Annotated in this window: 22 protein-coding genes; 12 read left to right on the forward strand and 10 right to left on the reverse strand. The window is 57.2% G+C overall.

Annotation, left to right across the window (positions count from 1 at the left end; translation table 11 throughout):
• The first annotated feature begins 138 nt into the window (after positions 1–138).
• The 8 genes from ABLN87_RS16850 (at position 139) to ABLN87_RS16885 (ending at position 7747) form a co-directional block, all read left to right on the forward strand.
• A complete protein-coding gene (locus ABLN87_RS16850; protein ID WP_353012291.1) occupies positions 139–1821 on the forward strand; it encodes a tryptophan halogenase family protein in 1683 nt (560 codons plus the stop codon).
• Positions 1822–1953: 132 nt separating this feature from the next.
• On the forward strand, positions 1954–2241 hold the full coding sequence (locus tag ABLN87_RS16855; RefSeq protein ID WP_353012294.1) for a DUF6525 family protein: 288 nt from the start codon (positions 1954–1956) through the stop codon (positions 2239–2241).
• A 266-nt stretch (positions 2242–2507) separates the two neighbouring features.
• Entirely contained in the window at positions 2508–4184 is a 1677-nt protein-coding gene (rpsA, locus tag ABLN87_RS16860) for a 30S ribosomal protein S1 (RefSeq protein ID WP_353012297.1), read from the forward strand.
• Between the two features lie 270 nt (positions 4185–4454).
• A complete protein-coding gene (gene ihfB / locus ABLN87_RS16865; protein WP_170477659.1) occupies positions 4455–4739 on the forward strand; it encodes an integration host factor subunit beta in 285 nt (94 codons plus the stop codon).
• A 7-nt stretch (positions 4740–4746) separates the two neighbouring features.
• A complete protein-coding gene (locus ABLN87_RS16870) occupies positions 4747–5097 on the forward strand; it encodes a LapA family protein (RefSeq protein ID WP_353012301.1) in 351 nt (116 codons plus the stop codon).
• Positions 5098–5106: 9 nt separating this feature from the next.
• Entirely contained in the window at positions 5107–5748 is a 642-nt protein-coding gene (locus ABLN87_RS16875) for a phosphoribosylanthranilate isomerase (RefSeq protein WP_353012304.1), read from the forward strand.
• A gap of 74 nt (positions 5749–5822) precedes the next feature.
• Complete coding sequence (gene trpB, locus ABLN87_RS16880; protein WP_353012307.1) at positions 5823–7070, forward strand: tryptophan synthase subunit beta; 1248 nt, start codon at positions 5823–5825, stop codon at positions 7068–7070.
• A 44-nt stretch (positions 7071–7114) separates the two neighbouring features.
• The gene (locus ABLN87_RS16885) at positions 7115–7747 is read left to right on the forward strand and encodes a class I SAM-dependent methyltransferase (protein WP_353012310.1); all 633 of its coding nucleotides are present in this window, start codon (positions 7115–7117) and stop codon (positions 7745–7747) included.
• A gap of 5 nt (positions 7748–7752) precedes the next feature.
• On the opposite strand, the gene ABLN87_RS16890 is transcribed toward ABLN87_RS16885, so the two are convergent.
• From ABLN87_RS16890 to ABLN87_RS16920, 7 genes are all read right to left on the reverse strand, one after another.
• Positions 7753–8124, reverse strand: coding sequence for a DUF2237 family protein (locus ABLN87_RS16890; protein ID WP_353012313.1), 372 nt, complete (start codon positions 8122–8124; stop codon positions 7753–7755).
• A gap of 9 nt (positions 8125–8133) precedes the next feature.
• Positions 8134–9297, reverse strand: a complete 1164-nt coding sequence (locus ABLN87_RS16895) for a serine hydrolase domain-containing protein (RefSeq protein WP_353012315.1) — start codon at positions 9295–9297, stop codon at positions 8134–8136.
• An 81-nt stretch (positions 9298–9378) separates the two neighbouring features.
• The gene (gene pth, locus ABLN87_RS16900; protein WP_353012318.1) at positions 9379–10062 is read right to left on the reverse strand and encodes an aminoacyl-tRNA hydrolase; all 684 of its coding nucleotides are present in this window, start codon (positions 10060–10062) and stop codon (positions 9379–9381) included.
• A 122-nt stretch (positions 10063–10184) separates the two neighbouring features.
• Positions 10185–10841: a 50S ribosomal protein L25/general stress protein Ctc gene (locus ABLN87_RS16905; protein ID WP_353012321.1), complete on the reverse strand. Its 657-nt coding sequence runs from the start codon at positions 10839–10841 to the stop codon at positions 10185–10187.
• Positions 10842–11086: 245 nt separating this feature from the next.
• Positions 11087–12253, reverse strand: a complete 1167-nt coding sequence (locus ABLN87_RS16910; RefSeq protein ID WP_353012323.1) for an alpha-hydroxy acid oxidase — start codon at positions 12251–12253, stop codon at positions 11087–11089.
• A 156-nt stretch (positions 12254–12409) separates the two neighbouring features.
• The gene (gene trpA, locus ABLN87_RS16915; protein ID WP_353012326.1) at positions 12410–13201 is read right to left on the reverse strand and encodes a tryptophan synthase subunit alpha; all 792 of its coding nucleotides are present in this window, start codon (positions 13199–13201) and stop codon (positions 12410–12412) included.
• A gap of 79 nt (positions 13202–13280) precedes the next feature.
• Positions 13281–13769 (reverse strand): acyloxyacyl hydrolase, encoded by a 489-nt coding sequence (locus tag ABLN87_RS16920; RefSeq protein WP_353012329.1) that lies wholly within the window; start codon positions 13767–13769, stop codon positions 13281–13283.
• Positions 13770–13970: 201 nt separating this feature from the next.
• Between ABLN87_RS16920 and ychF the strand changes: the two genes are divergently transcribed.
• Positions 13971–15068, forward strand: a complete 1098-nt coding sequence (gene ychF, locus ABLN87_RS16925; protein ID WP_353012332.1) for a redox-regulated ATPase YchF — start codon at positions 13971–13973, stop codon at positions 15066–15068.
• Between the two features lie 60 nt (positions 15069–15128).
• Here ychF and ABLN87_RS16930 read toward each other — a convergent pair whose 3' ends face one another.
• Genes ABLN87_RS16930 through ABLN87_RS16940 form a run of 3 tightly spaced genes read right to left on the reverse strand, consistent with a single transcriptional unit; the run spans position 15129 to position 17533 of the window.
• Positions 15129–15860, reverse strand: coding sequence for an amino acid ABC transporter ATP-binding protein (locus tag ABLN87_RS16930; protein ID WP_353012334.1), 732 nt, complete (start codon positions 15858–15860; stop codon positions 15129–15131).
• On the reverse strand, positions 15857–16714 hold the full coding sequence (locus ABLN87_RS16935) for an amino acid ABC transporter permease (RefSeq protein WP_353012336.1): 858 nt from the start codon (positions 16712–16714) through the stop codon (positions 15857–15859). Before ABLN87_RS16935 ends, ABLN87_RS16930 begins: the two co-directional genes overlap by 4 nt.
• The gene (locus ABLN87_RS16940; protein WP_353012339.1) at positions 16715–17533 is read right to left on the reverse strand and encodes an ABC transporter substrate-binding protein; all 819 of its coding nucleotides are present in this window, start codon (positions 17531–17533) and stop codon (positions 16715–16717) included.
• A 194-nt stretch (positions 17534–17727) separates the two neighbouring features.
• Here ABLN87_RS16940 and ABLN87_RS16945 point away from each other — a divergent pair, with 194 nt between their 5' ends.
• The 3 genes from ABLN87_RS16945 to fdhF all read left to right on the forward strand — a co-directional run bounded on the left by ABLN87_RS16945 (position 17728) and on the right by fdhF (position 23199).
• Complete coding sequence (locus ABLN87_RS16945; protein WP_353012342.1) at positions 17728–18609, forward strand: LysR family transcriptional regulator; 882 nt, start codon at positions 17728–17730, stop codon at positions 18607–18609.
• An 85-nt stretch (positions 18610–18694) separates the two neighbouring features.
• Complete coding sequence (locus ABLN87_RS16950) at positions 18695–20398, forward strand: NAD(P)H-dependent oxidoreductase subunit E (RefSeq protein ID WP_353012345.1); 1704 nt, start codon at positions 18695–18697, stop codon at positions 20396–20398.
• Between the two features lie 14 nt (positions 20399–20412).
• The gene (fdhF, locus tag ABLN87_RS16955; RefSeq protein WP_353012348.1) at positions 20413–23199 is read left to right on the forward strand and encodes a formate dehydrogenase subunit alpha; all 2787 of its coding nucleotides are present in this window, start codon (positions 20413–20415) and stop codon (positions 23197–23199) included.
• The last annotated feature ends 201 nt before the right edge of the window (positions 23200–23400 follow it).

Below are 23400 nucleotides of genomic sequence, written 5' to 3' on the forward strand. Positions count from 1 at the left end.
TGGCCCCATCCCAAAGACCCTAGCTGGATGCAGGAAAGCTGCTATAATCTCCTGCAAGCTAAATGGGAAAGCCGCCAAACAACCTCAAAAAATGGGGAGGCGGTTACAAAATCCCAAAAGCCAACAGGGACAGAAAATATGAATAATCGTTTGAGTAAGATCACCATCGTCGGTGGTGGTACGGCGGGTTGGATGACTGCGCTGATCCTGGACATGGTGTTTTCACGCACCTCCGCAACCAAGGATCGTCCGCGTATCTGCCTGATCGAAAGCCCGAATATATCGACCGTCGGCGTGGGCGAGGCGACGGTGCCGCGCATGCCGGTCACATTGCGCCAGGCGGGGATCTCCGAGCGGGATTTCTTTCGTGAAACCAACGCTTCGTTCAAGCTGGGCGTGAAGTTTTGCAACTGGAATAAGGATGCCAAGGGAAACCGTATCGACTATGTGAACCCCTTTGCCCATGGGCAGTTGCTGGAAGGGCTCGAGGCCGCGGAATACTTTCTGCGGTTCGGCAATGGGGATCGTGATTTCACGCAGTCAATCGCGCCTCATGATGATCTGGCCCGCCTGTGCAAAGGTGCGCGGCCTTTGGGTGCACCTGAGTTTGAGCAGCGCTTTGGCTATGCGTATCATCTTGATGCGGTAAAGTTTGCGGGCATGCTCACACGGGTTTGCACCAAGCGTGGTGTGGAGCACATTCAGGATGAGGTGCAGTCGGTCGAGCTGGACGAGCAGGGCAATGTCAACCACCTGATGTTGGAACGCAAAGGGCGGCACGACATCGAGATGGTCATCGACTGTACCGGATTCCGGGGATTGATCATCAACCAGGCGCTGGGTGAGCCTTTTATGGATTATTCGGACTATTTGCCGAATGACCGCGCCATGGCGTTACAGATCGAACATCCCGATCCGGAAAAGATCGAAAGCGTCACGCGGTCGACCGCACTGGGCGCGGGCTGGACATGGCGCGTGCCGCTCTACAATCGGGTCGGCACGGGCTATGTGTTCTCATCGGCGCATCGGACTGATGATCAGGCGGCGGATGAGTATCTGGAATGGCTGGGCGACAGCGGCAAAGGGGCGACCCCGCGCGTTATCCCAATGCGCATCGGGCGTGTGCGCAATGCCTGGGTTAAGAATTGTCTGGCCATTGGTCTGTCCGGCGGGTTTATCGAACCGCTCGAAAGCACCGCGATCCATATGATTGACCACGCCATCCGATGGTTTGCCGAGCATCTGCCCACGCGCGATATCGAACCTTCGTTGCGGGCACGATATAATCGCCAGATGAACAAGCTGTATGATGAGGTTCTGGACTTCATCTGCTTACATTACCGCTTGGGAAATCGCACGGATGATCAGTATTGGATTGATGCGCGCACCGAGATGAAGATACCGGATCGTTTAGCCGAGAACCTGGAGTTGTGGCAGCACCGCCTGCCAATGGAGCACGATATCGAGTTCGCAACCCTGTTCAATTTCCGCGTCTATCAGACGGTTCTGTTGGGCAAGCAGGTCTATGACACAGGCTATGGTGTGGGGATACGCGATCGGATACGTCCGTTGAAGAAACCGATCTGGTTCCAATGGTGGAAGGGGGCCAAGGTGGACCTTGCGCAGATTCTGCGCACCATGCCGGATCACAAAACTCTGTTGCGCGATATTCGGGGAGAACTGGATAAACCCGCCTTTGACAAGGCAATCGCCGCGCCGACGGTGGCAATGCCGGGGCAGGTGCCCGCGCCTGTGGCGATCCAGAACATGCCGAATCTCGCCGAAATTCAAAGTGGCAGCAAGGATTTGCAGCTGTTCTAGGCGCCAGCAGCGGGTGTCAGGGGACAACTGTCAAGCACCAGTGCTATAAGCACCAGGTGCCCTACGCCCCGCGTTGGTAAGGTGATCAATCCGTGTTGCAGCCTGTGATGAGAAATGTAATATCATCACGTCATGAGGCAACCGAGACCCCAATACCGACCCGGAGCAGACCGCAATCTGCGGAGTGATTTGAAACGGCGTCGCCGACAGGCGTCGCCTATGCAGACTTATGATAACTTGCCGCAACCGTTACGGCGCTGGCTGGCACAGGCCTGTCTGCCGTGGAGCCCAAGTTCGGCCCTGAAAATCTGGAACCGAATTGACGGTGCCAAAGACCCAGTAGCTGCGATTGGACGGTTGAACGCGGTCGAGCAGGCGATGCTGCAAAAGGATTCGAAAGTCTGGACCCAACCCGGCTGACTGGACAAGGATGCCCGGATTCGCCTGAGCCATGAAAATATGGGCTTTGCCCTTGCGTCCGCACTGAAATCCGCCTATACGCGCGCTGTCGATACATGGGCGGTCAACGCCCGGATGACGTTTCTGAGCAGGGCCGGGTTAACTCGGCCCTTTGTGTTTGTTTGCTCAGGGGCGCACCGGATCACGCCCGACGACATCATGAAACAAGACCGGCGGAGACAACCGCTCGGCCAGCAAAAACGTACTGTAAAGGAAAACGACGCCACATGGCTGATACATCTATGGAGGAATTCGAAGCCCTCCTGAACGAAAGCTTCGAAATGGACACACCCGAAGAGGGTTCTGTTGTCAAAGGTAAGGTTCTGGCGATTGAAGCCGGCCAAGCCATCATCGACGTAGGCTACAAAATGGAAGGCCGCGTTGATCTGAAAGAATTCGCAAATCCCGGCGAAGCCCCTGAAATCGCTGTAGGTGACGAGGTCGAAGTTTACCTGCGCGCCGCAGAAAACGCCCGTGGCGAAGCCGTCATCTCGCGCGAGATGGCCCGCCGTGAAGAGGCATGGGACCGTCTGGAAAAAGCATATGCCGACGACCAGCGCGTCGAGGGTGCTATCTTTGGTCGTGTCAAAGGTGGCTTCACCGTCGATCTGGGTGGCGCAGTTGCGTTCCTGCCCGGTTCGCAGGTTGATGTTCGCCCCGTGCGCGACGCTGGCCCTCTGATGGGTCTGAAGCAGCCGTTCCAGATTCTGAAAATGGACCGCCGCCGTGGCAACATCGTTGTGTCGCGTCGCGCTATCCTGGAAGAATCGCGTGCCGAACAGCGTGCCGAAGTCATCGGCAACCTGTCCGAAGGTCAGACCGTCGAGGGTGTTGTCAAAAACATCACCGAATACGGTGCATTTGTTGACCTGGGCGGCGTAGACGGCTTGCTGCACGTCACCGACATGGCATGGCGCCGTGTGAACCATCCGTCCGAGATCCTGACGATCGGCGAAACCATCAAGGTTCAGGTCATCAAGATCAACAAAGAGACCCACCGCATCAGCCTGGGCATGAAGCAGCTGCAGGAAGATCCGTGGGATTTGGTTGCTGCGAAGTACCCGCTGGGCTCGGTTCATCAGGGTCGCGTCACCAACATCACCGACTACGGCGCGTTCGTCGAGCTGGAAGCCGGTGTCGAAGGTCTGGTGCACGTGTCCGAGATGTCCTGGACCAAGAAAAACGTCCACCCCGGCAAGATCGTTTCGACCAGCCAGGAAGTCGACGTCATGGTTCTGGAAATCGACGGCGCCAAGCGTCGCGTGTCTCTGGGCCTGAAGCAGACTCAGCGCAACCCATGGGAAGTGTTTGCAGAAACACACCCCGAGGGCACCGAGGTCGAAGGCGAAGTCAAGAACATCACCGAATTCGGTCTGTTCATTGGCCTCGAAGGCGACATCGACGGCATGGTTCACCTCAGCGACCTCAGCTGGGACGAGCGTGGCGAGGACGCGATCCAGAACTATCATAAGAACGATGTGGTACAGGCTGTCGTATCGGAAGTTGATGTCGAGAAAGAGCGTATCTCGCTGTCGATCAAGGCCTTGGGCGGTGACAAGTTCGCCGAAGCCGTGGGCGGCGTGAAGCGTGGCTCGATCGTGACCGTGAACGTGACCGCTATCGAAGATGGCGGCATCGAGGTCGAGTACGAAGGTATGAAATCCTTTATCCGCCGTTCCGATCTGTCTCGTGACCGTGCCGAACAGCGCCCCGAGCGTTTCTCGGTCGGTGACAAGATCGACGTTCGCGTCACCAATGTCGACAGCAAGACCCGCCGTCTGGGCCTGTCGATCAAGGCACGCGAGATCGCCGAAGAGAAAGAGGCCGTGGAACAGTACGGTTCCTCCGACTCGGGCGCATCGCTGGGCGATATCCTGGGTGCAGCGCTGAAATCCGGCGACTGATCCGGGGCGCAAGCTTGAACAAGATGACCGGCCCCGCGCACCTGCGCGGGGCCGTTTTTGTTGCGAATCAATACGTTCCGATTCTTCGATCTATCCGGCTGATCGCTCGCGCATTAGGTGTGCAAAGCGGGTGAACTGGCAAAAAATCGCGTGAGTCTGTGCCAAATTCGGGCACCTGCGCCTATAGTTTGCTTTCCCCTGATCCGGCTTTTTCCCTATACTGTCAGAACAATAGACCTGACATATTGGCCGCCTGGGAGGGTAACGCGAATGATCCGTTCAGAATTGATTCAGAAGATTGCCGATGAAAACCCACATCTCTACCAGCGTGATGTCGAGCGGATCGTGAATACCGTATTTGAAGAAGTCACCGATGCGATGTCGCGCGGTGACCGTGTCGAACTGCGCGGCTTTGGTGCGTTTTCGGTGAAAAAGCGTGACGCTCGTGTGGGCCGTAATCCAAGAACCGGCGAGACGGTTCAGGTCGAAGAAAAATCAGTTCCGTTTTTCAAAACCGGCAAGTTGCTAAGGGATCGATTGAACGGTAAAGCCTGACCTCATGATGCGCTACCTTCGATATGCTTTTCTGGCCAGTTTGGGGATCGTTCTGATCTCGATTTCACTGGCCAATGTCGGCTCGGTCGAGCTGAAGCTGATGCCTGACGCCTTGGCAGAACTGCTTGGCTTCAACCTGTCCACCTCATTGCCGCTATTCATCGTCGTTTTGGGCGGTGTCGTGGCAGGGCTGGTCATCGGGTTTCTGTGGGAATGGCTGCGCGAGCACAAACATCGCAAGGACGCCTCGGTCAAGAAAAGCGAAGTGCGCAAGCTTGAGCGTGAGGTCAAGAAGCTCAAGAACAAACAGAACGAAGACAAAGACGAAGTTCTGGCTATTCTGGACGAGGCGAGCTGAGCCAGCGTCATGTCTGATGTATCCGTCAAAATCTGCGGCCTGACGGTACCTGATCACGTGCGCGCTGCGGTTGATGCGGGTGCGCGGTACTTAGGGTTCAACTTTTTCCCAAAATCACCACGATATGTTTCCCCCGAACAGGCCGCCGGGTTGGTGACCGATATCCCCGCTGGTGTCGCTAAGGTCGCGTTGGTTGTGAACGCCACGGATGAATTGCTCGACAGCATCACGCAAACTGCGCCTTTCGACATGTTGCAATTGCACGGAGCCGAGACGGTCGAGCGGGTGCAAGAGGTCAAGGATCGCTATGGCTTGCCCGTCATAAAGGTCATCGGTGTTTCTGATGCTGGGGACTTGGCCGCAATTGATATCTATGGCGAGGTCGCCGATCAGCTACTGATCGACGCGAAAGCTCCTAAGAATGCTATTTTGCCGGGCGGTAATGGTTTGGCGTTTGACTGGCGCCTGCTGGCCGGGCGCAAATACTGGCGTAGACCTTGGATGCTGGCCGGTGGGTTAACCCCGGAAAATGTTGGTGAAGCGATTCGTATGACCGGGGCACGGCAGGTTGATGTCGCCTCAGGTGTGGAAAGCGCGCCGGGTGTCAAGGATGCGGGACTCATCAAGGCGTTTATCGAAGCGACTCGATAATCCGTAACACGTTTTGTCATGGCAAATCCTGCTGCTACCTCCTATGAACACCAGGTACGACGAGGGAGACACCCATGGCCAACGATCTTTTCAATTCCTTCATGTCCGGCCCGGATGAACAGGGCCGCTTTGGCATCTTCGGCGGGCGTTTTGTCAGCGAAACGCTGATGCCGCTGATCCTGTCGCTGGAAGAGGAATATGACAAAGCCAAGGATGATCCGACTTTCTGGGCCGAGATGGACGACCTGTGGGCGAACTATGTGGGCCGCCCGTCGCCTCTGTATTATGCCGAACGCCTGACAGAACATCTGGGCGGGGCGAAAATTTACCTCAAACGCGATGAACTGAACCACACAGGCGCGCACAAGATCAACAACGTGTTGGGCCAGATTATTCTGGCGCGGCGCATGGGCAAGACCCGGATCATCGCGGAAACAGGGGCCGGGCAGCACGGGGTGGCCACCGCCACCGTCTGCGCCAAATTCGGCCTGAAATGCATCGTCTACATGGGTGCCCATGACGTACAGCGGCAGGCCCCGAACGTGTTTCGTATGCGTCTGCTGGGGGCCGAGGTGATTCCCGTGACCTCAGGCCGTGGTACGCTGAAAGACGCCATGAACGACGCGTTGCGCGATTGGGTGACCAATGTGCGTGACACGTTCTACTGCATCGGCACAGTAGCAGGTCCCCACCCATACCCGGCAATGGTCCGCGACTTCCAGTCGATCATCGGCAAGGAAGCCAAAGAGCAGATGATGAAGGCCGAAGGCCGCCTGCCCGATACGATCATTGCAGCCATTGGCGGTGGATCGAATGCGATGGGCCTGTTCTACCCGTTCCTTGACGATAAGGAAGTAAACATCATCGGCGTTGAGGCCGGTGGTAAGGGCGTTAACGAAAAAATGGAACATTGCGCCTCGCTCACCGGTGGTCGCCCTGGCGTGCTGCACGGCAACCGGACCTATCTGTTGCAGGATGAGGATGGCCAAATTCTGGAAGGCTATTCGATCTCGGCCGGTTTGGACTATCCCGGCATCGGGCCTGAGCATTCATGGCTGAACGATATCGGTCGTGCAAACTATGTCGCTATCACAGACAAAGAAGCGCTAGATGCGTTCCAGTTGTGCTGTGCCACCGAAGGCATCATCCCAGCGCTGGAGCCCAGCCACGCTCTGGCCCATGTCATGAAGATCGCGCCCGACCTGCCCAAAGATCACCTGATCTGCATGAACATGTGTGGGCGAGGGGACAAGGACGTACAGACAGTCGCCAAGTATCTGAACTTTGATATGTCGGATACCGAAGGCCGCTCGGCAGACTAGCCTTCGAGCTATGAGACTCGATTGAATTGTGTCAGGTTGCGCCCATGCGCGACCCGTCTCAATCCATCAAGTCCGAACAGCTTGGTCAGAAGTATGATGCCGCGGCGCCCGGATGGGCAGACAAGATGCGGTTGCTGGGCTATTTTGACGCCTATCTCGGGTTTCTATCGGCGGACCCGGCGGCCAATCTAGGCGACAATGCGTTGGACGTTGGGTGCGGAACCGGTGCCTTTGCCGAGGCGCGTGCCGTTGTTCAACCGCACGGTTCGGTCACCTTGCTTGAGCCGTCAGAGAGCATGTTGTTTCGGGCAAAAGGCGCCCTTGCCCGGCGCGGAATTGATGCAGCGATCGTGAGAAACTGGCTGTCAGAGTTCAAGGCCGTTCAGCCCTATGATTGTATCCTGGCGGCGCATGTTCTGGAACACTGTACTGATCCGATCGATGCACTGCGTCAAATGCGCGAGTTGGCTGCACCGGGGGCGAGGCTGTGGCTGGTCGTAAGCAAACCGCATTGGTGCAATGCGATCATATGGCTGCAGTGGCGCCACCGGACCTATCGTCCGGATGTGGTTGCAAAAATGCTGGCACAATCAGGTTGGGGGTTGGAGGCTGAGCACGGTTTTCCAACCGGCCCGCCTTCGCGTACATCCCGTGGATATCGCGCAGTGGCGATATAACGACCTTAGTCAGCGCGCTTGGCTTCCAATACCTTGAGCGGAACGATCTCCAACGCTCGTTTGTGTGTTGCTTCAAGATGCACCATCGGGGCACAGCCTTCGTCATAGGCCTGCAGGAAACGACTTGCACAAAGGCACCAGCTGTCACCGGGGTTAAGGCCCGGGAAATCAAACTCGGGGCGCGGCGTGCTGAGATCATTGCCTACATATTTGGAATAGGCCAGGAATTCAGCCGTCATGACGGCGCAGACCGTGTGGCTGCCCTGATCTTCGGGGCATGTGTTGCAAGCCCCGTCCCGGAAAAACCCGGTCAGAGGATCGCGTGAACAGGGGGCCAGAACGCCCCCCAGAACATTGACGCTGTCTTGTTTCTGCATATGGCCACCTTACAGGCTTCGGGCGATGCTGCGAAACATTTCAATATTTTCTTCGCTGACGCCCGGATCGCGGAATCGCCGATCTGCGCCGGTCGTGACGATCAGAACGTCGCGGGCTTGGTCAAAATAGATGTATTGCCCGTAAACGCCCCGCGCCATGAATTCACCGTCTTCGGCACCAACAGGGATCCACCATTGGTAGCCATAGCCGATTTTGCCCGGTTTGGTTGGTGATGATGCCGCTGTAGATACGGCGATCCAGTCCGCCGGAACAAGCTGTTGCCCATTGTGTACGCCGTTTTGCAAGATCATCTGTCCAAAACGGGCGAAGTCACGTGTGGTGAAGTTCAACCCACCAAGGACAAAGGCCACGCCAGCGCCGTCAGTCACGTAGTAGCCGTCATGCTCTAGGCCCAAGGGCTGAATGATCTTTTCGGTCAGCAGGTCGGTAACACTGCGCCCGGTGGCCCCTCGGATCACCATGCCCAACACATGCGTATCGATCGAAACATATTGATAGGTTTCCCCCGGAGGGGCGAAACTCTCATTGAGCGACGCGGCAAAATCATCCAGTTCCCCACCGAGCGCTACGATACGGCCCATGCGGTTGATGTCTGAATTGGGATCTAGGTAGTCTTCGTCAAAGGTTACACCGCTGGCCATGTTCAGCACATTCCGGATCGTTGCGCCGTCATAGGCGCTGCCCTTCAGCTGCGGGGCGTATTGCACAACAGGATCGTCCAGCGAGGTGATCACGCCTTCGCTCAGCAAGATGCCGAACAAGGCCGACAGATAGCTTTTTGCAACTGACCAAGATATCCGCCGGTCATCTGCGCCGGTGCCCAGATAGTACTCTTCAAACCGAACCTCACCGTTTTGCATGACCAGCAGAGAGGTCACGGCGCGTTCATCGACCCATTCATCTGTGCCGTCGGGAAGGTCAAAGCCAGCCCCATAGGGCAATTCCCAAGTTGGTCCGTTTCCACGGGGCAGGGGGGCGGTCAGAAACGCCTCATCCATGTGCGAGAAGTTGTGAACGATCTTCTCTTCGGAAAACAAAGAGTTTACGGCCATCAAGCGCTTAATCTCTTCACGCTTCCAGACCCCAACCACAATTGCAGCCAGCACCAAGGCCAAAGTGATGCGCAGCAGCCATTTGATCACAGTTCTCATGCAACCCTCCCTGTTTCGGTTACATAGGAGCGTTGCAGGGCGCATTGCGCAATCAAGACGTAACGGAAAGCGCGATCAGGACTATTTGAATTTATCCAGCAGCTTTTGCATGGCCGTCCGGTCATCTGCAGTTGGTTCGGGTTTTTCAGTGGGCTTAGATGTGGGGTTGTCGGCCGGAGACGACTTCGAGGATCGTGCCGGTGCGGTACGCAGCGCAACGGCGTTCATGAATTTGCCACCCTCGTCCTTTGTCAGGTGTTCAGCCCCGTCTGAGACACCGCGCAGTACATTGTCCAGCCAGTCGCCCTCGGCTTTGGCAAAATCTGATAGGACGTAAGGCGATACCATTTCCTTGCGGCCAGGATGCCCGATGCCCAGGCGCACCCGGTCATAGGCCGCCCCGATGTGGTCGTGGATCGACCGCAATCCGTTGTGACCCGCATGGCCGCCGCCCGCTTTGACCCGGACTTTGCCCGGGGCCAGATCCAGCTCATCGTGAAAGACGGTCACATCCGTAGACTCAAGTTTGTAGAACCGCATTGCTTCGCCAACCGATTGGCCTGAACGGTTCATGAACGTTTGCGGCTTTAGCAGTAGAACCTTCTCTGTACCCAAACGTCCTTCGGCGATCTCACCCTGGAACTTTGATTTCCAAGGACCAAAGCCATGATCTTCGGCAATCCGATCCAAAGCCATGAAACCTATATTGTGTCGGTTGCGGGCGTATTTTGAGCCCGGGTTCCCCAATCCGACAAACAGTTTCATTTTCTCTTCCTTGTGCAGCGCTATGGGTTGATGGCACGGAATTGCACGTGTTTCCAGCCCGACCAAAAGAAAACGGGGCCCGCAAAGGGCCCCGTTTCAAGTCCGAACTCTTGGGCCCGGGTTTACTCTTCAGCTTCTTCCTGGCCGACGACTTCTACTTCGTCAGCGGCCACTTCTTCGCCTTCTTCCTCATCGTCGCTGGTCGACAGTCCGGTCGGCGCTGATACATTGGCGATCACGAAGTCCCGGTCGATGGTCGGCTTGGTACCAGCCGGCAATTCAACCGAGGAAATGGTTGCCACGTCATTGATCTCCATCCCGGTCAGATCAACGGTGATCTTTTCTGGGATGTCACCGGCGGTGCACATCAGTTCAACTTCGGGGCGAACAACAGTCAGAACGCCGCCCTTCTTGATGCCGGGGGCTACTTCTTCGTTGATAAACTCAACGGGGATGAACAGCGCGATCTTGGTGGTCCGGCGCAGGCGCATCAGGTCCAGATGGGTCGGCAGGTCTTTGACGACGTCACGCTGAACATCGCGGCAAATGACGCGGACGTCTTCGTGACCGTCAACCTTCAGGTTCCAAAGGGTCGACTTGAACCGGCCAGCCTTCAGGCGTTTAAACAGTTCGTTGAACGGGATCTGAATCGGCAGCGGCTCTTTATCGCCACCAAACACAATGCCCGGAACCATGCCGTCGCGGCGTGCCTGACGAGCGGCGCCCTTGCCTGTCCCCGTCCGTTCCAGAGCTACGAGATCAGGAATCTCCCCAGCCATGATAATTCTCCAATGTTAGGGCGGACATCCTCCAAGGCTGTATGCCCGCGTGAAGCCGCGTCCTTAGCTTGATTCAAGTGCTTTGGAAAGGGGTTTTTGCAGCCTCTGTTTTCTTGCGAGGCTCTGCCTCGCGCTCCGGGATATTTTTTAGCCAGGTGAATGAAGAATCCAGACTTCATCTGGCTATAAATATCCCGGGGGAGGCGCCCAGTAAGGGCGACGGGGGCAGAGCGCCTTCTGACTCGTCAGTTTTGCCAGCGGCCACCAAAGTCTTGAGGCACCAGCAGATTGTGCCGACCCAAATCCGAAACGTTGCGCTCTCCGCACAAGGCCATGGTCGTATCAAGTTCTTTCTGAATGACATCGAGCGCTGTCGTCACACCCTTTTGACCCATTGCGCCCAGCCCGTAGACAAAAGCGCGCCCGATATAGGTGCCTTTAGCGCCCAACGCCAATGCCTTGAGAACGTCTTGGCCGGATCGGATGCCACTGTCCAGATGGACTTCGATGTCGCTGCCAACGGCATCCATGATCTCGGGCAGCATCCGGATTGAACTGAGCGCGCCGTCTAATTGGCGGCCGCCGTGATTCGAGACAACGATAGCGTCCGCCCCCAGCTTGGCGGCCATTTTTGCATCTTCGGCATCCAGAATGCCTTTGAGGATCACCTTGCCGCCCCATTGTTCCATCAGCTTTTCAACCTTTGACCAATCCAGGCTGGGGTCGAATTGTTCAGCTGTCCAAGCGCCCAGTGAGGAGGCGTCCGAGATTCCTTCGACATGGCCGACGATATTTCCGAACTCACGCCTTTGGGCACGGAGCATCTCGATGCCCCAGGACCATTTGGTCATCAGGTTTGCAATGGTCTTGGCAGTCAGTTTTGGCGGGGCGGACAATCCGTTCTTCAGATCCTTGTGCCGCTGACCCAGGATCTGCAGGTCCAGAGTGATCACCAGCGCCGAACATTTGGCGTCTTTTGCACGCTGGATCAGCCGATTGACGTAGTCGGTGTCCTTCATCGTGTAGAGCTGAAACCAGAAGGGTGTGCTGGTATACTCTGCCACATCTTCAATCGAATTGATGGACATCGTCGATAACGTAAACGGGACACCGAATTCCTCGGCTGCCTTGGCCGCTTTCATCTCGCCATCGGCATGCTGCATTCCGGTCAGACCGACCGGGGCAAGCGCAACCGGCATCACGACATCCTGCCCGATCATCTGAGACGCGGTTGAACGCCCGGCCATGTCCACAGCGACCCGCTGGCGCAGGCGAATTTGCTCGAAATCCGAGCTGTTTTCGCGAAAGGTCTGTTCAGTCCAACTGCCGCTTTCGGCGTAGTCATAGAACATGCGCGGCACGCGCCGTTCGTAGATACGTTTTAGGTCGTCGATGGTGGTGATGACTGGCATTTGTCCGGCCCTTGAAGGATTGGTTTGTTTTCTTTACCAATTTGCACCAAAGATCGCAACGCTGGATAATTGCGGTTGATGGACATGCCCGTACAACGAAAAACCACAGTCAGTAGGGGCTGACTGCGGCTTCGGTTTTGTTCTTGGTGACGAAAGTCAGACGGAATGCGCACCATCCGCCAGCGTTTTTACAAATTCCAGCACTTCAAGCACGGGTTTGCCCGCACCGATCTGGCTGACGATGGCTGAGCCTACGACTGCTCCATCCGCGACCGATGCGATGGCGCGCGATTTCTCGGGTGTGTTGATTCCAAAACCCACGATCACAGGCAGATCAGTTGCGGATTTGATCCGCGCGACCTCGGGGCCCACGTTTGTGGCCTCAGCCTCAGCCGCGCCAGTGATTCCGGTAATCGACACATAGTAGACAAAGCCAGAGGTGTTCTGCAGAACGCGAGGCAGGCGTTTATCATCGGTTGTGGGTGTGGCGAGCCTGATGAAATTCAAGCCCGCAGCCTGCGCTGGCAGGCAAAGCTCGTCATCTTCTTCCGGCGGTAAGTCCACGACGATCAGCCCATCGATCCCTGCGGCCTTGGCGTCAGATAGAAACGCATCGACGCCGTGGCTGTAGATCGGATTGTAGTAGCCCATCAGAACAATCGGTGTGGTGTGATCTGTTTCGCGGAAGCTACGGGCCAGGTCGAGGGTACGCTTCAGCGTCATGCCCTGATCCAGCGCCCTTTGACCCGCGGCCTGAATGGTGGGCCCATCCGCCATCGGGTCGGTGAAAGGCAGGCCCAGCTCGATCACGTCGACGCCTGCACCAGGCAGGCCTTTGACCACCTCGAGCGAAGTGTCATAGTCGGGATCGCCCGCCATGATATAGGCAACAAATGCTTTCTTGCCTTCGGCTTTCAGGGCGGCGAACTTCGCGTCGATACGGGTCATCAGGTGTCCTTGCAGTCAGGTTTGAACCTGATGTGCAGAAACTTTGCCCGAAAATCAATCCCGCCCGGGTCTGATCGGCTTAGAAGCCCAGATGATACCGCACGAGCACCGCGTTTACGCCGGGGTTGAATTCCTCTGTGCTGGCATTGGATTTGTGAGTGATCGCCACCGACACTTTGTTCCCGCCATTTAAGGTATAGCCTAGCCCCAGCAAGCTGCGGATCTGAAAATTGCCGCCCAGATCGTTCAGATCGTTGCCTTCGTTGTAATAGCCGGGCATCACGCTGCCTTCGAGAAACCAGCGGTCATTCAGATTGTAGATGCCGACCAGGCCTGCGCCGATATGGGTATCGCCGTCTTCGTCGACCGAAAGGGCCGCACCCCAGGTCGCGCTGAACCGGGTTGCCTGATGGAAGGGGCGATGCTGATATTCAAGGGATACAATGCCCTGATCCACCGACGCACTGTCAGAATAATCTGCATAGCCGGCCCCAAAGATCACAGTCTGGGCCTGCGCAACTGCGGGGGTGGCAAATGCAATCAAGGACGCGAAAAGGAAAGTCTTCATAGCCGAAATTCTTCAGTTGTTATGTCTACATGCGCTAAGTGGCTACCCTAAATCGTATTTTTCAATCGGTACAAGAACACGATTGGGGAACAGTTTTGTGATGTGACCTATGGGACGCATGTCTCGCGGGCCCGAGCTATTGCTTGCGCATTCCAACTCAGGTGCATAGAAGACGCCGTCACATCGCTTCAGGAGGCCATCATGGGCTTTAAAATGGGAATCGTGGGTCTGCCGAATGTGGGCAAGTCGACCCTGTTCAACGCGCTGACCAAAACAGCTGCGGCGCAAGCTGCGAATTTCCCGTTTTGCACGATTGAGCCCAATGTTGGTGATGTGGCCGTACCTGATGATCGTCTGGATAAGCTGGCGGCGATTGCCTCGTCGAAACAGATCATCCCGACGCGCATGACCTTTGTGGATATTGCTGGCCTGGTGAAGGGCGCCTCCAAGGGGGAAGGGCTGGGTAATCAGTTTTTGGCCAATATCCGTGAGACCGACGCCATTGCCCATGTGCTGCGCTGTTTCGAAGATGGTGATGTGACCCATGTAGACGGTCGCGTCGACCCGGTGGCCGATGCCGACACCATCGAGACCGAACTGATGCTGGCCGATCTGGAAAGCATCGAAAAGCGCCGCGCCAATCTGGTGCGCAAGTTGAAAGGCAACGACAAAGAGGCGCAGCAGCAAGACCGTTTGCTGGCCGAGGCGCAAGAGATGTTGGAAAACGGCAAGCCCGCGCGTTTGGCCGAGGTATCTGCCGAGGACGCCAAGGCCTGGAAGATGCTGCAACTGCTGACCACCAAGCCGGTGCTTTATGTCTGTAACGTGTCCGAAGAAGAAGCGGCCGTAGGGAATGAATATTCGGCCAAGGTCGCCGAAATGGCGGCGGCGCAGGGCAATTCCCATGTCATCATCAGCGCCAAGATCGAGGAAGAGATCAGCCTGCTGGAAGAGGATGAGGCCCAGATGTTCCTTGAGGAGATGGGTCTGGAAGAGCCCGGCCTCGACCGTCTGATCCGCGCGGGCTACGACCTGCTGAAACTGGAAACCTATTTCACCGTTGGCCCGAAAGAGGCCCGCGCCTGGACCATCCGCACCGGCACTGCCGCACCGCAGGCTGCTGGTGTGATCCATGGCGATTTCGAAAAAGGTTTCATCCGGGCCGAAACCATTGCTTATGACGACTACATTGCCGCGAATGGCGAACAGGGTGCCAAAGAAGCAGGCAAGATGCGGGCCGAGGGGAAGGGCTACATCGTCAAAGATGGCGATGTGATGCACTTTCTGTTCAACACCTAAAGTCTCGCAACGGGCATTGCGATTCGCGCTGAGATCACCCAGCGCTCAAGATGCAAAGGGTCAGAGGACGCGCGACAGAAAGACCTTGGTGCGCGGCTCGCGTGGTTGGGAAAACAGCTGGTCGGGTGTGCCTTGTTCCAGAATGCGACCTGCGTCCAGAAAACAGACCTTGTCTGCCAGCTCTCGGGCAAATCCCATCTCATGGGTCGCAAGCACCATGGTCATACCCTGCTGATGCAGGTCCCGCAGTACGTCCAGCACTTCGCCGACAAGTTCGGGGTCCAAGGCGCTTGTGATTTCGTCAAACAGCATGATCTGCGGCTGCATTGCCAACGCTCGGATGATTGCTACGCGCTGCTGCTGTCCGCCTGAAAGCTGATCGGGATAGTGCTGCATTCGGTCTTCTAGCCCGAAGCGGGCAAAAAGCTGTGTGACCTGTGGGCGCAGATTTGCCCGGCTGAGGCCGTGCACGCGGCGTGGCGCAAGCATCACGTTCTCAACCGCCGTCATATGGGGAAACAGGTTGTAGCTTTGAAACACGATGCCAATCTGCTGGCGCACGGGCTGAGGATCCAGCCCGGGTTCCGATATATCTATGCCATCCAGCCAGATCGTACCGTCGTCGACAGGCTCAAGCAGGTTCATGCAGCGTAGCAGTGTGGATTTACCAGAACCGGACGCCCCGATCAGGCAAACCATTTCCCCTTCGGCCACATCAAGATCGATGCCTTTGCAAACCTCATGGTCGCCGAACCTTTTGCACACACCTCGTAGACTTAACTTCGCCGTCATGTTCGCGCCCGGTTCTGTTTGTTCATCAGGTAATCGGCATAGCGTGTTGCGGGGATGGTCAGCGCAAGGAAGATCAGCGCCGCCCCTACATAGGGTGTGAAGTTCGCATAGAGCGATTTGTAGACGCCAGCCTGACGAAACACCTCAACCGGTCCGATGAAAGACAAAAGCGCCACGTCTTTTTGCAGCGCGATGAACAGGTTCATATTGGCAGGCACCACGTTGCGGATGGCCTGTGGCAGCACCACGAAGCGCATGGTGTCTTGCGCGCTTAACCCCAACGAGGCTGCAGCCGAGCGTTGCGACTGGTGGATCGAATCGATGCCCGACCGGATCACTTCGGCCACATAGGCCGAATAGACCAGAACCAGGGCTACAGTGCCCCAGATATACGGGCTGTTCCACGGTCTCGGCAGGCCCAGCCCCGGGACCCCGAAGCCGATAATGTAGATCACCAGAACCACGGGCAGGCCGCGGAAAATGTCGGTATAGGCGATCCCGAAAAGGCGCAAAGGAAACAGCGCGGGTGCGCGTGTATCCCGACAAAGTGCGATCATCAAACCCGTCACCGCGATCAGCGGTGCGGACCAGGCAAAGATCATCACGTTCAGCACAAAAGCTTCGAGCAGTCCGGTAAAGGTTGCCGTAAAAACTCTGCCATTGAAAAAGGCGCGCTGAACGGCCTCCCATCCCGGCGCTAGGGGAACCAGGACGATCAGCGCAAGAACCACACTGACCGTCGAAATAAGCGCGATACGGTTCGAGCGCCGCCTGACCCCAGCCTCATAGAGCTCGCGGCGCGTTGGGCCCGAACCTTGGGGTTCGGGTGGACTTTGTAGTGACGTGTCGTTCATTTACTGGATAACCGGCACTCCGGTGGCTTCGGACAGCCATTGGGTTTCGATGGCAGCAAGCTCTCCGCTTTCAACCAGTTCTGAGATGGCCGCGTCGATGCATTCTTTGAGTGGATTGCCGTCCTCCATCAAAAGGCCGAATTGATCAGGGCTTTCTGATTGGTCGGGCGAAAACTGCCCCAGCAATGCCCCGTTTTCAACCACGACCGCTGACAGATACAAAGCCGTAGGCAGATCATATAGGGCGGCATCAATCTGGCCAGCGATGATTGCGGCATTCACATCTGCATTATCGTTATACAGCAACGGATCACTCGTGGGCTGGATGATTTCTGTTAACATCGGGACTGCGGTCGTTGTGGCCATCGCCCCCCATTTGAGTCCCTTCAGGCTGTCCAGCGTCGCCTCGGCTCCTGCATCAACCACGCTTTGAGTGGTCAGAACCGCCATGGCCGAAGTGTAATAGGGCAGGCTGAAATCGACCATCTCCTCGCGCTCGGGCGTGATCGAATATTGCTGCATGTTGAAATCAAAGTTCTTTGCACCGGGTTGAATGGCTTCGTCAAAGCTGGTGCGCACCCAGGTAACACTATCTGCCCCAAACCCCATTTTCTCGGCGATGGCATAGGCTACGGCAGCCTCAAACCCTTCACCACTTTCGGGCGCGTCATTCATCACCCAAGGGTAGTAGGCCGGGTTTCCGGTGGCGATTGTCAACGTGCCATCCGTCAGCGTCTTACCCGCCGCACACTCCCCTGCGGCAAACGCATGGGTTGAAGACAGAATGACGGCTAATGCCGTACCCGCTATCAGTTTCATTGAAGCATCTCCCTGGATGTTGTTTGCGCACAGGTTCTTACGGACGCACGGATTTGTCTAGTGTGTCCCGATATGGAATGCCCGTAACATCGATCTGATGGGATAGCTTGCTTATGGCTTGAACGCATCATGCATTCCGCTGGGGCGCAGAGCCCGCTAGTGTAGGGGGAAGCCAAGATCCGAGACTGCACTACATGATTGAAATCCGCGACCTACAATTGCTCAACGCCCTTGCACGGCATCGCCACTTTGCTAAAGCGGCCGAGGAATGCGGGATCTCACAACCAGCATTTTCCATGCGCATTCGCAATCTCGAAGATCGGTTGGGCGTTTCGATCGTACGCCGGGCGAACCGGTTTCAAGGGCTGACTGAAGAAGGCGAGATGATCGTCCAGCGTGCCCGTCGCATCCTTGATGACACCAAAGCGTTGGAGCAACAGGTCCTGGCGGCGAAGGGCGAGATCACCGGGACCTTGATCCTGGGCGTGATCCCGACCGCGATCGCGTTTACTGGGCGCCTTACCAAACACCTGCGGCAGGCCCATCCACGCATCGTGACCCGGATTGAGACTATGTCAGCCACGGCGATCCAGCACCGGCTGGATGAGGGTAGCTTGGACGCCGGTGTGACATATGGCGACAGCATCGGTACCGATCTCAGGCAGGTGCAGCCGCTGTATGAAGAGACTTACGTGTTGCTAGTTCCATCGCATATGACCGATGAAACCGGACCAATCCCCTGGTCGCGCGTGGCCGATTTCCCACTGAGCCTGCTTGAGCCGCAGATGCAGAACCGGCGCATTCTTGATCGAATTTTCACCGAACAGGGGCGGCACCCGGATATTGTCGCTGAAAGCAGCGGGTTCACCGCGTCAATGGTGATGGCGCGCGAAGGTCTGGCAGCAGCGGTTGTCCCACGAGTTCTGGTTAATGCTCTGGGTGAGCTGAAGGGTACAAAAGTGCTGCCCTTGGTCGACCCGGTGGTTAGTAAGCCGATTTGTCTGGCGACCCTAAGCCGGGATCCAGAATTGCCAACCATACAAGCGCTGCGCGCTGTGGTGACGTCTTTGCGGTGATAAGGTGTCGTTATCGTGCGATTGCCAAAAGCGATTTGACGATATGCTGGTCTGATGAGACACGGGGCCTTAATCGGAGGGCATCATGGCACCATTAGATACCAAGCCATCAGGCGCACCCAAGGGCGTCTGGAAGTCAGGTAAAGGCAAAGGGCGGCACACGCCCAAAGGCCGTCAGTTCACGGATGAAGCGCAGGCCGAAATCGCGCGCCTGTTGGGCGACCGCCCACGCCGCCGCGACCTGTTGATCGAATTCCTACATTTGATTCAGGACGAACACGGCCATATCAGTGCCGATCACATCGCGGCACTGGCCGTTGAGATGCGGATCGGACAGGCTGAAATCTATGAGACCGCGACCTTCTACGCCCATTTCGATGTGGTGAAAGAAGACGAAACACCTCCGCCCGCGCTGACCATCCGGGTCTGTGATTCTCTGTCTTGCGAAATGGCCGGTGCCAAGCAGCTGCAAAAGGCGTTGGAGGACGGGCAGGACCCTGCCGAGGTTCGTGTTGTCCGTGCCCCTTGCATGGGTCGCTGCGATACAGCTCCGGTGCTTGAGATTGGTCATAACCATATCGACCATGCGACCCCCGAAAAGGTGCAGGCTGCAATTGCTGCCGACGACACTCATGCACATCTGCCTGACTATGAAACCTTCGCGACCTACGAGGCCGAAGGCGGTTATGCCAAGCTGAAAGAGCTGCGCGAAAGTGGCGATTGGGAGAAGGTGCAGGAGGACGTTCTGTCCTCGGGCCTGCGTGGTCTGGGCGGTGCTGGCTTCCCGTCGGGCAAGAAGTGGGGCTTTGTTCGCATGAACGAAGGCCCGCGCTATCTGGCCGTGAACGGCGATGAGGGCGAGCCGGGCACGTTCAAAGACCGCTACTATCTTGAGCGCACGCCGCATGTCTTCCTCGAAGGCATGCTGATCGCCGCATGGGCAGTCGAGGCCGAGACCTGCTTCATCTACATGCGCGACGAGTATCCGGCGGTTCTGGAAATCCTGCGCCGTGAGATTGCGGCGTTGGAGCAAGCCGGGATTGTCGAGTCGGGCTATATCGACCTGCGCCGGGGTGCTGGTGCTTACATCTGCGGTGAAGAATCCGCGATGATCGAGTCGATCGAAGGCAAGAAGGGCCTGCCGCGCCACCGTCCTCCGTTCGTGGCGCAGGTTGGGGTCTTTAACCGCCCGACACTCGTGCACAATGTCGAGACACTGTATTGGGTCACCAAAGTGTGCCGTGAGGGGCCTGAATGCCTCAACAGCACCGAAAAGAATGGTCGCAAAGGACTGCGTAGCTATTCGGTCTCGGGTCGGGTCGCAAAGCCGGGTGTGTACCTGCTGCCTGCGGGCTCGACCATTTTGGATGTGATCGAAGCTGCGGGTGGTATGGCCGAAGGTCAGACCTTCAAGGCGTATCAGCCGGGTGGCCCGTCCTCGGGCCTGTTGCCCGCGTCGATGGACGATATCCCGCTGGACTTCGATACATTGCAGCCACATGGCACCTTCATCGGCTCTGCCGCCGTGGTGGTTCTGTCTGATCAGGACACGGCCCGAGATGCGGCGCTGAACATGCTGCGGTTTTTCGAGGATGAAAGCTGCGGCCAGTGTACGCCCTGCCGGGCAGGCTGTGAAAAGGCGGTGAAGCTGATGCAAGCCGACAAATGGGACACCGATCTGCTGGAAGATCTGTGCCAGGTCATGGGCGACGCCTCGATCTGCGGTCTGGGGCAGGCGGCCCCGAACCCGATCCGCCTTGTCATGAAACATTTCGCTGACGAAATCTGAGGGGAGACAGAGCCATGCTTGATGCAAGCCCAAATAAGACCGTCACCTTCAACCTGAACGGCGAAGACGTTACCGTGCCCGAAGGCTGGACCATCTGGGAAGCCGCCAAAGGGCAGGGGTTCACAATCCCGCACCTGTGCCACAAACCACAGCCGGGCTACAAACCCGACGGCAACTGCCGCGCCTGTATGGTTGAGGTGGAAGGCGAACGCACGCTGGTCGCCTCGTGCATCCGCCCTGCCGCAGATGGGATGGTGGTCAAGACCGACAGCGAGCGTGCCGAGAAATCGCGCGCCATGGTCATGGAACTGCTGGTGGCCGACCAGCCGGAACAGCCGCATGATGCCTCAAGCCATTTCTGGGACATGGCCAAGCTGAACGATGTCAGCGACAGCCGGTTCCCGGCGAAAGAGGCCGAAAAAATCCCTCTGCTGGATGACAGCCACGTTGCGATGCGCGTCAATCTGGACGCTTGCATCAACTGCAACCTCTGCGTCCGGGCCTGCCGCGACGTACAGGTGAACGATGTGATCGGCATGGCCGGTCGCGGTCACACGGCGCAGGTTGTGTTCGACCAGAACGACCCGATGGGCGATTCGACCTGTGTGGCCTGTGGTGAGTGCGTTCAGGCTTGCCCGACCGGCGCCCTGATGCCCGCCACCGTGCTGGACGACCAGCAGAAGGGTGACAGCAAGGATTACGACTCTGAGACCGAAAGCGTCTGCCCGTTCTGCGGCGTGGGCTGCAAGGTCTCGCTGAAGGTCAAGGACGGCAAGGTCAAATATGTCGAGGGTATCAACGGCCCGGCAAACGAAGGTCGCTTATGTGTCAAAGGTCGCTTTGGCTTTGACTACATCGACCACCCGCACCGCCTGACCAAGCCGCTGATCCGGCGTGAGGATGCGCCTGCAAAGGGCCTGAATGTCGATCCGGGCAATCTGGGAACCCATTTCCGCGAAGCGACGTGGGAAGAGGCGATGGATCTGGCCGCCTCCAAGCTGAAGGCCTTGCGCGAAGAAGACCCGCGCAGCGTTGCGGGCTTTGGTTCGGCCAAATGCACCAACGAAGAAGCCTACTTGTTCCAGAAGTTCATCCGCCAAGGCTTCCGCCACAACAACGTCGACCACTGCACCCGTCTGTGCCACGCATCATCTGTGGCGGCGTTGATCGAGAATGTGGGTTCGGGCGCTGTGACCGCGACCTTCAATGAAGTCGAGAATTCTGACGTGGTCATCATCATCGGTGCTAACCCGATTGAAAACCACCCTGTGGCCGCGACCTACTTCAAGCAGTTCACCAAGCGCGGCGGCAAGCTGATCGTGATGGACCCGCGTGGCGTCGGTATGCGTAAGTTCGCCGACGAAATGCTGCAATTCCGTCCGGGTGCAGATGTCTCGATGCTCAACGCGATCATGAATGTGATTGTCGAGGAAGAACTTTATGACAGCCAGTACATCCACCGCTGGACAGAGAACTGGGAGGCCGAGAAAGAACACCTGCGCCAGTTCACGCCCGAGGCGATGGCTCCGATCTGTGGCATCGAACCGGATCAACTACGCCGCGTGGCCCGCACTTTTGCGCAGGCCAAGGCTGGCCTGATTTTTTGGGGTATGGGCGTTAGCCAGCACATCCACGGCACCGACAACTCTCGCTGCCTGATCTCGCTGGCGCTGATGACCGGCAACGTTGGCAAACCGGGTGCGGGCCTTCACCCGCTGCGGGGTCAGAATAACGTTCAGGGCGCGTCTGACGCAGGCTTGATCCCGATGTTCCTGCCAGACTACCAGTCCGTCATGGATGACGACATCCGCGCCAAGTTCAACAATGTCTGGAATGACGAGCGTGACTTCTCGAACGAGAAGGGCCTGACCGTCACCGAGATCATTGATCAGGCTTACGCCGGCAACATCAAGGGCATGTATATTCAGGGTGAAAACCCGGCCATGTCCGACCCGGATGTTGGTCACGCACGTGACGCTCTGGCCAAGCTGGATCTGATGATCGTCCAGGATATCTTCCTGACCGAAACGGCGAACTATGCCGACATCATCCTGCCAGCCTCGGCGCTATATGAAAAGAACGGTACCGTATCGAACACCAACCGGCAGGTGCAGCGGGTGCGTCCGGCTGTGGCGCCTCCGGGGGAAGCGCGTGAGGATTGGGCGATCACCGTCGATCTGGCGCAACGCATCGGGCTGAATTGGGACTACACGGATGTGTCTCAGGTCTTCAACGAGATGAAGCTGACGATGGAGTCTCTCGACAACATCACCTGGGAACGGCTTGAGACTGAGTCGATCACTTATCCGTCGCTCAGCGAAACTGATCCGGGCCAATCCATCGTGTTTGGGGATGGTTTCCCGCGTGCGGATGGCAAGGCCAAGTTCACGCCAGCCAGCATCATCCCGCCGGATGAGGCCCCGGATGAGGATTATCCGATGATCGCCACAACTGGCCGTCAGTTGGAACATTGGCACACCGGGTCCATGACCCGCCGCGCCACCGTTCTGGACGCGGTGGAGCCTGAGGCGAACTGCTCGATGAACCCGCGCACCTTGAAACTGATGAGGATCGAACCGGGTGAGACGATCCGTCTGACCACGCGTCGCGGCTCGATTGAGATCATGGTGCGCGCCGACCGGGCGATTGCAGAGGATATGGTGTTCATCCCGTTTGCCTATGTCGAGGCTGCCGCGAACATCCTGACCAATTCGGCCATCGATCCCTATGGCAAAATCCCCGAGTTCAAGTTCTCGGCGATCCGGGTCGAAAAGATCGAAGACGCCATCGCGGCAGAGTGATCTAAGGCAGAGATGAATCTGAAAGGGCGGTCCGATGGGGCCGCCCTTTTCCTAAGTGCCGTTACGTCAGTCCCTGCTGCATCATTTTGGACTTTCTTTGCACCATTTGCGCCATAATTATCTGTTTCTACACATCCCCGAACGCGAAAACGTCACAAGAACGCCTCCATTCGCCGCAGGGCAAGGAGAAGCAAAGGTATC

Source organism: Ruegeria sp. SCP10, from assembly GCF_040329495.1.
GTDB lineage: Bacteria > Pseudomonadota > Alphaproteobacteria > Rhodobacterales > Rhodobacteraceae > Ruegeria.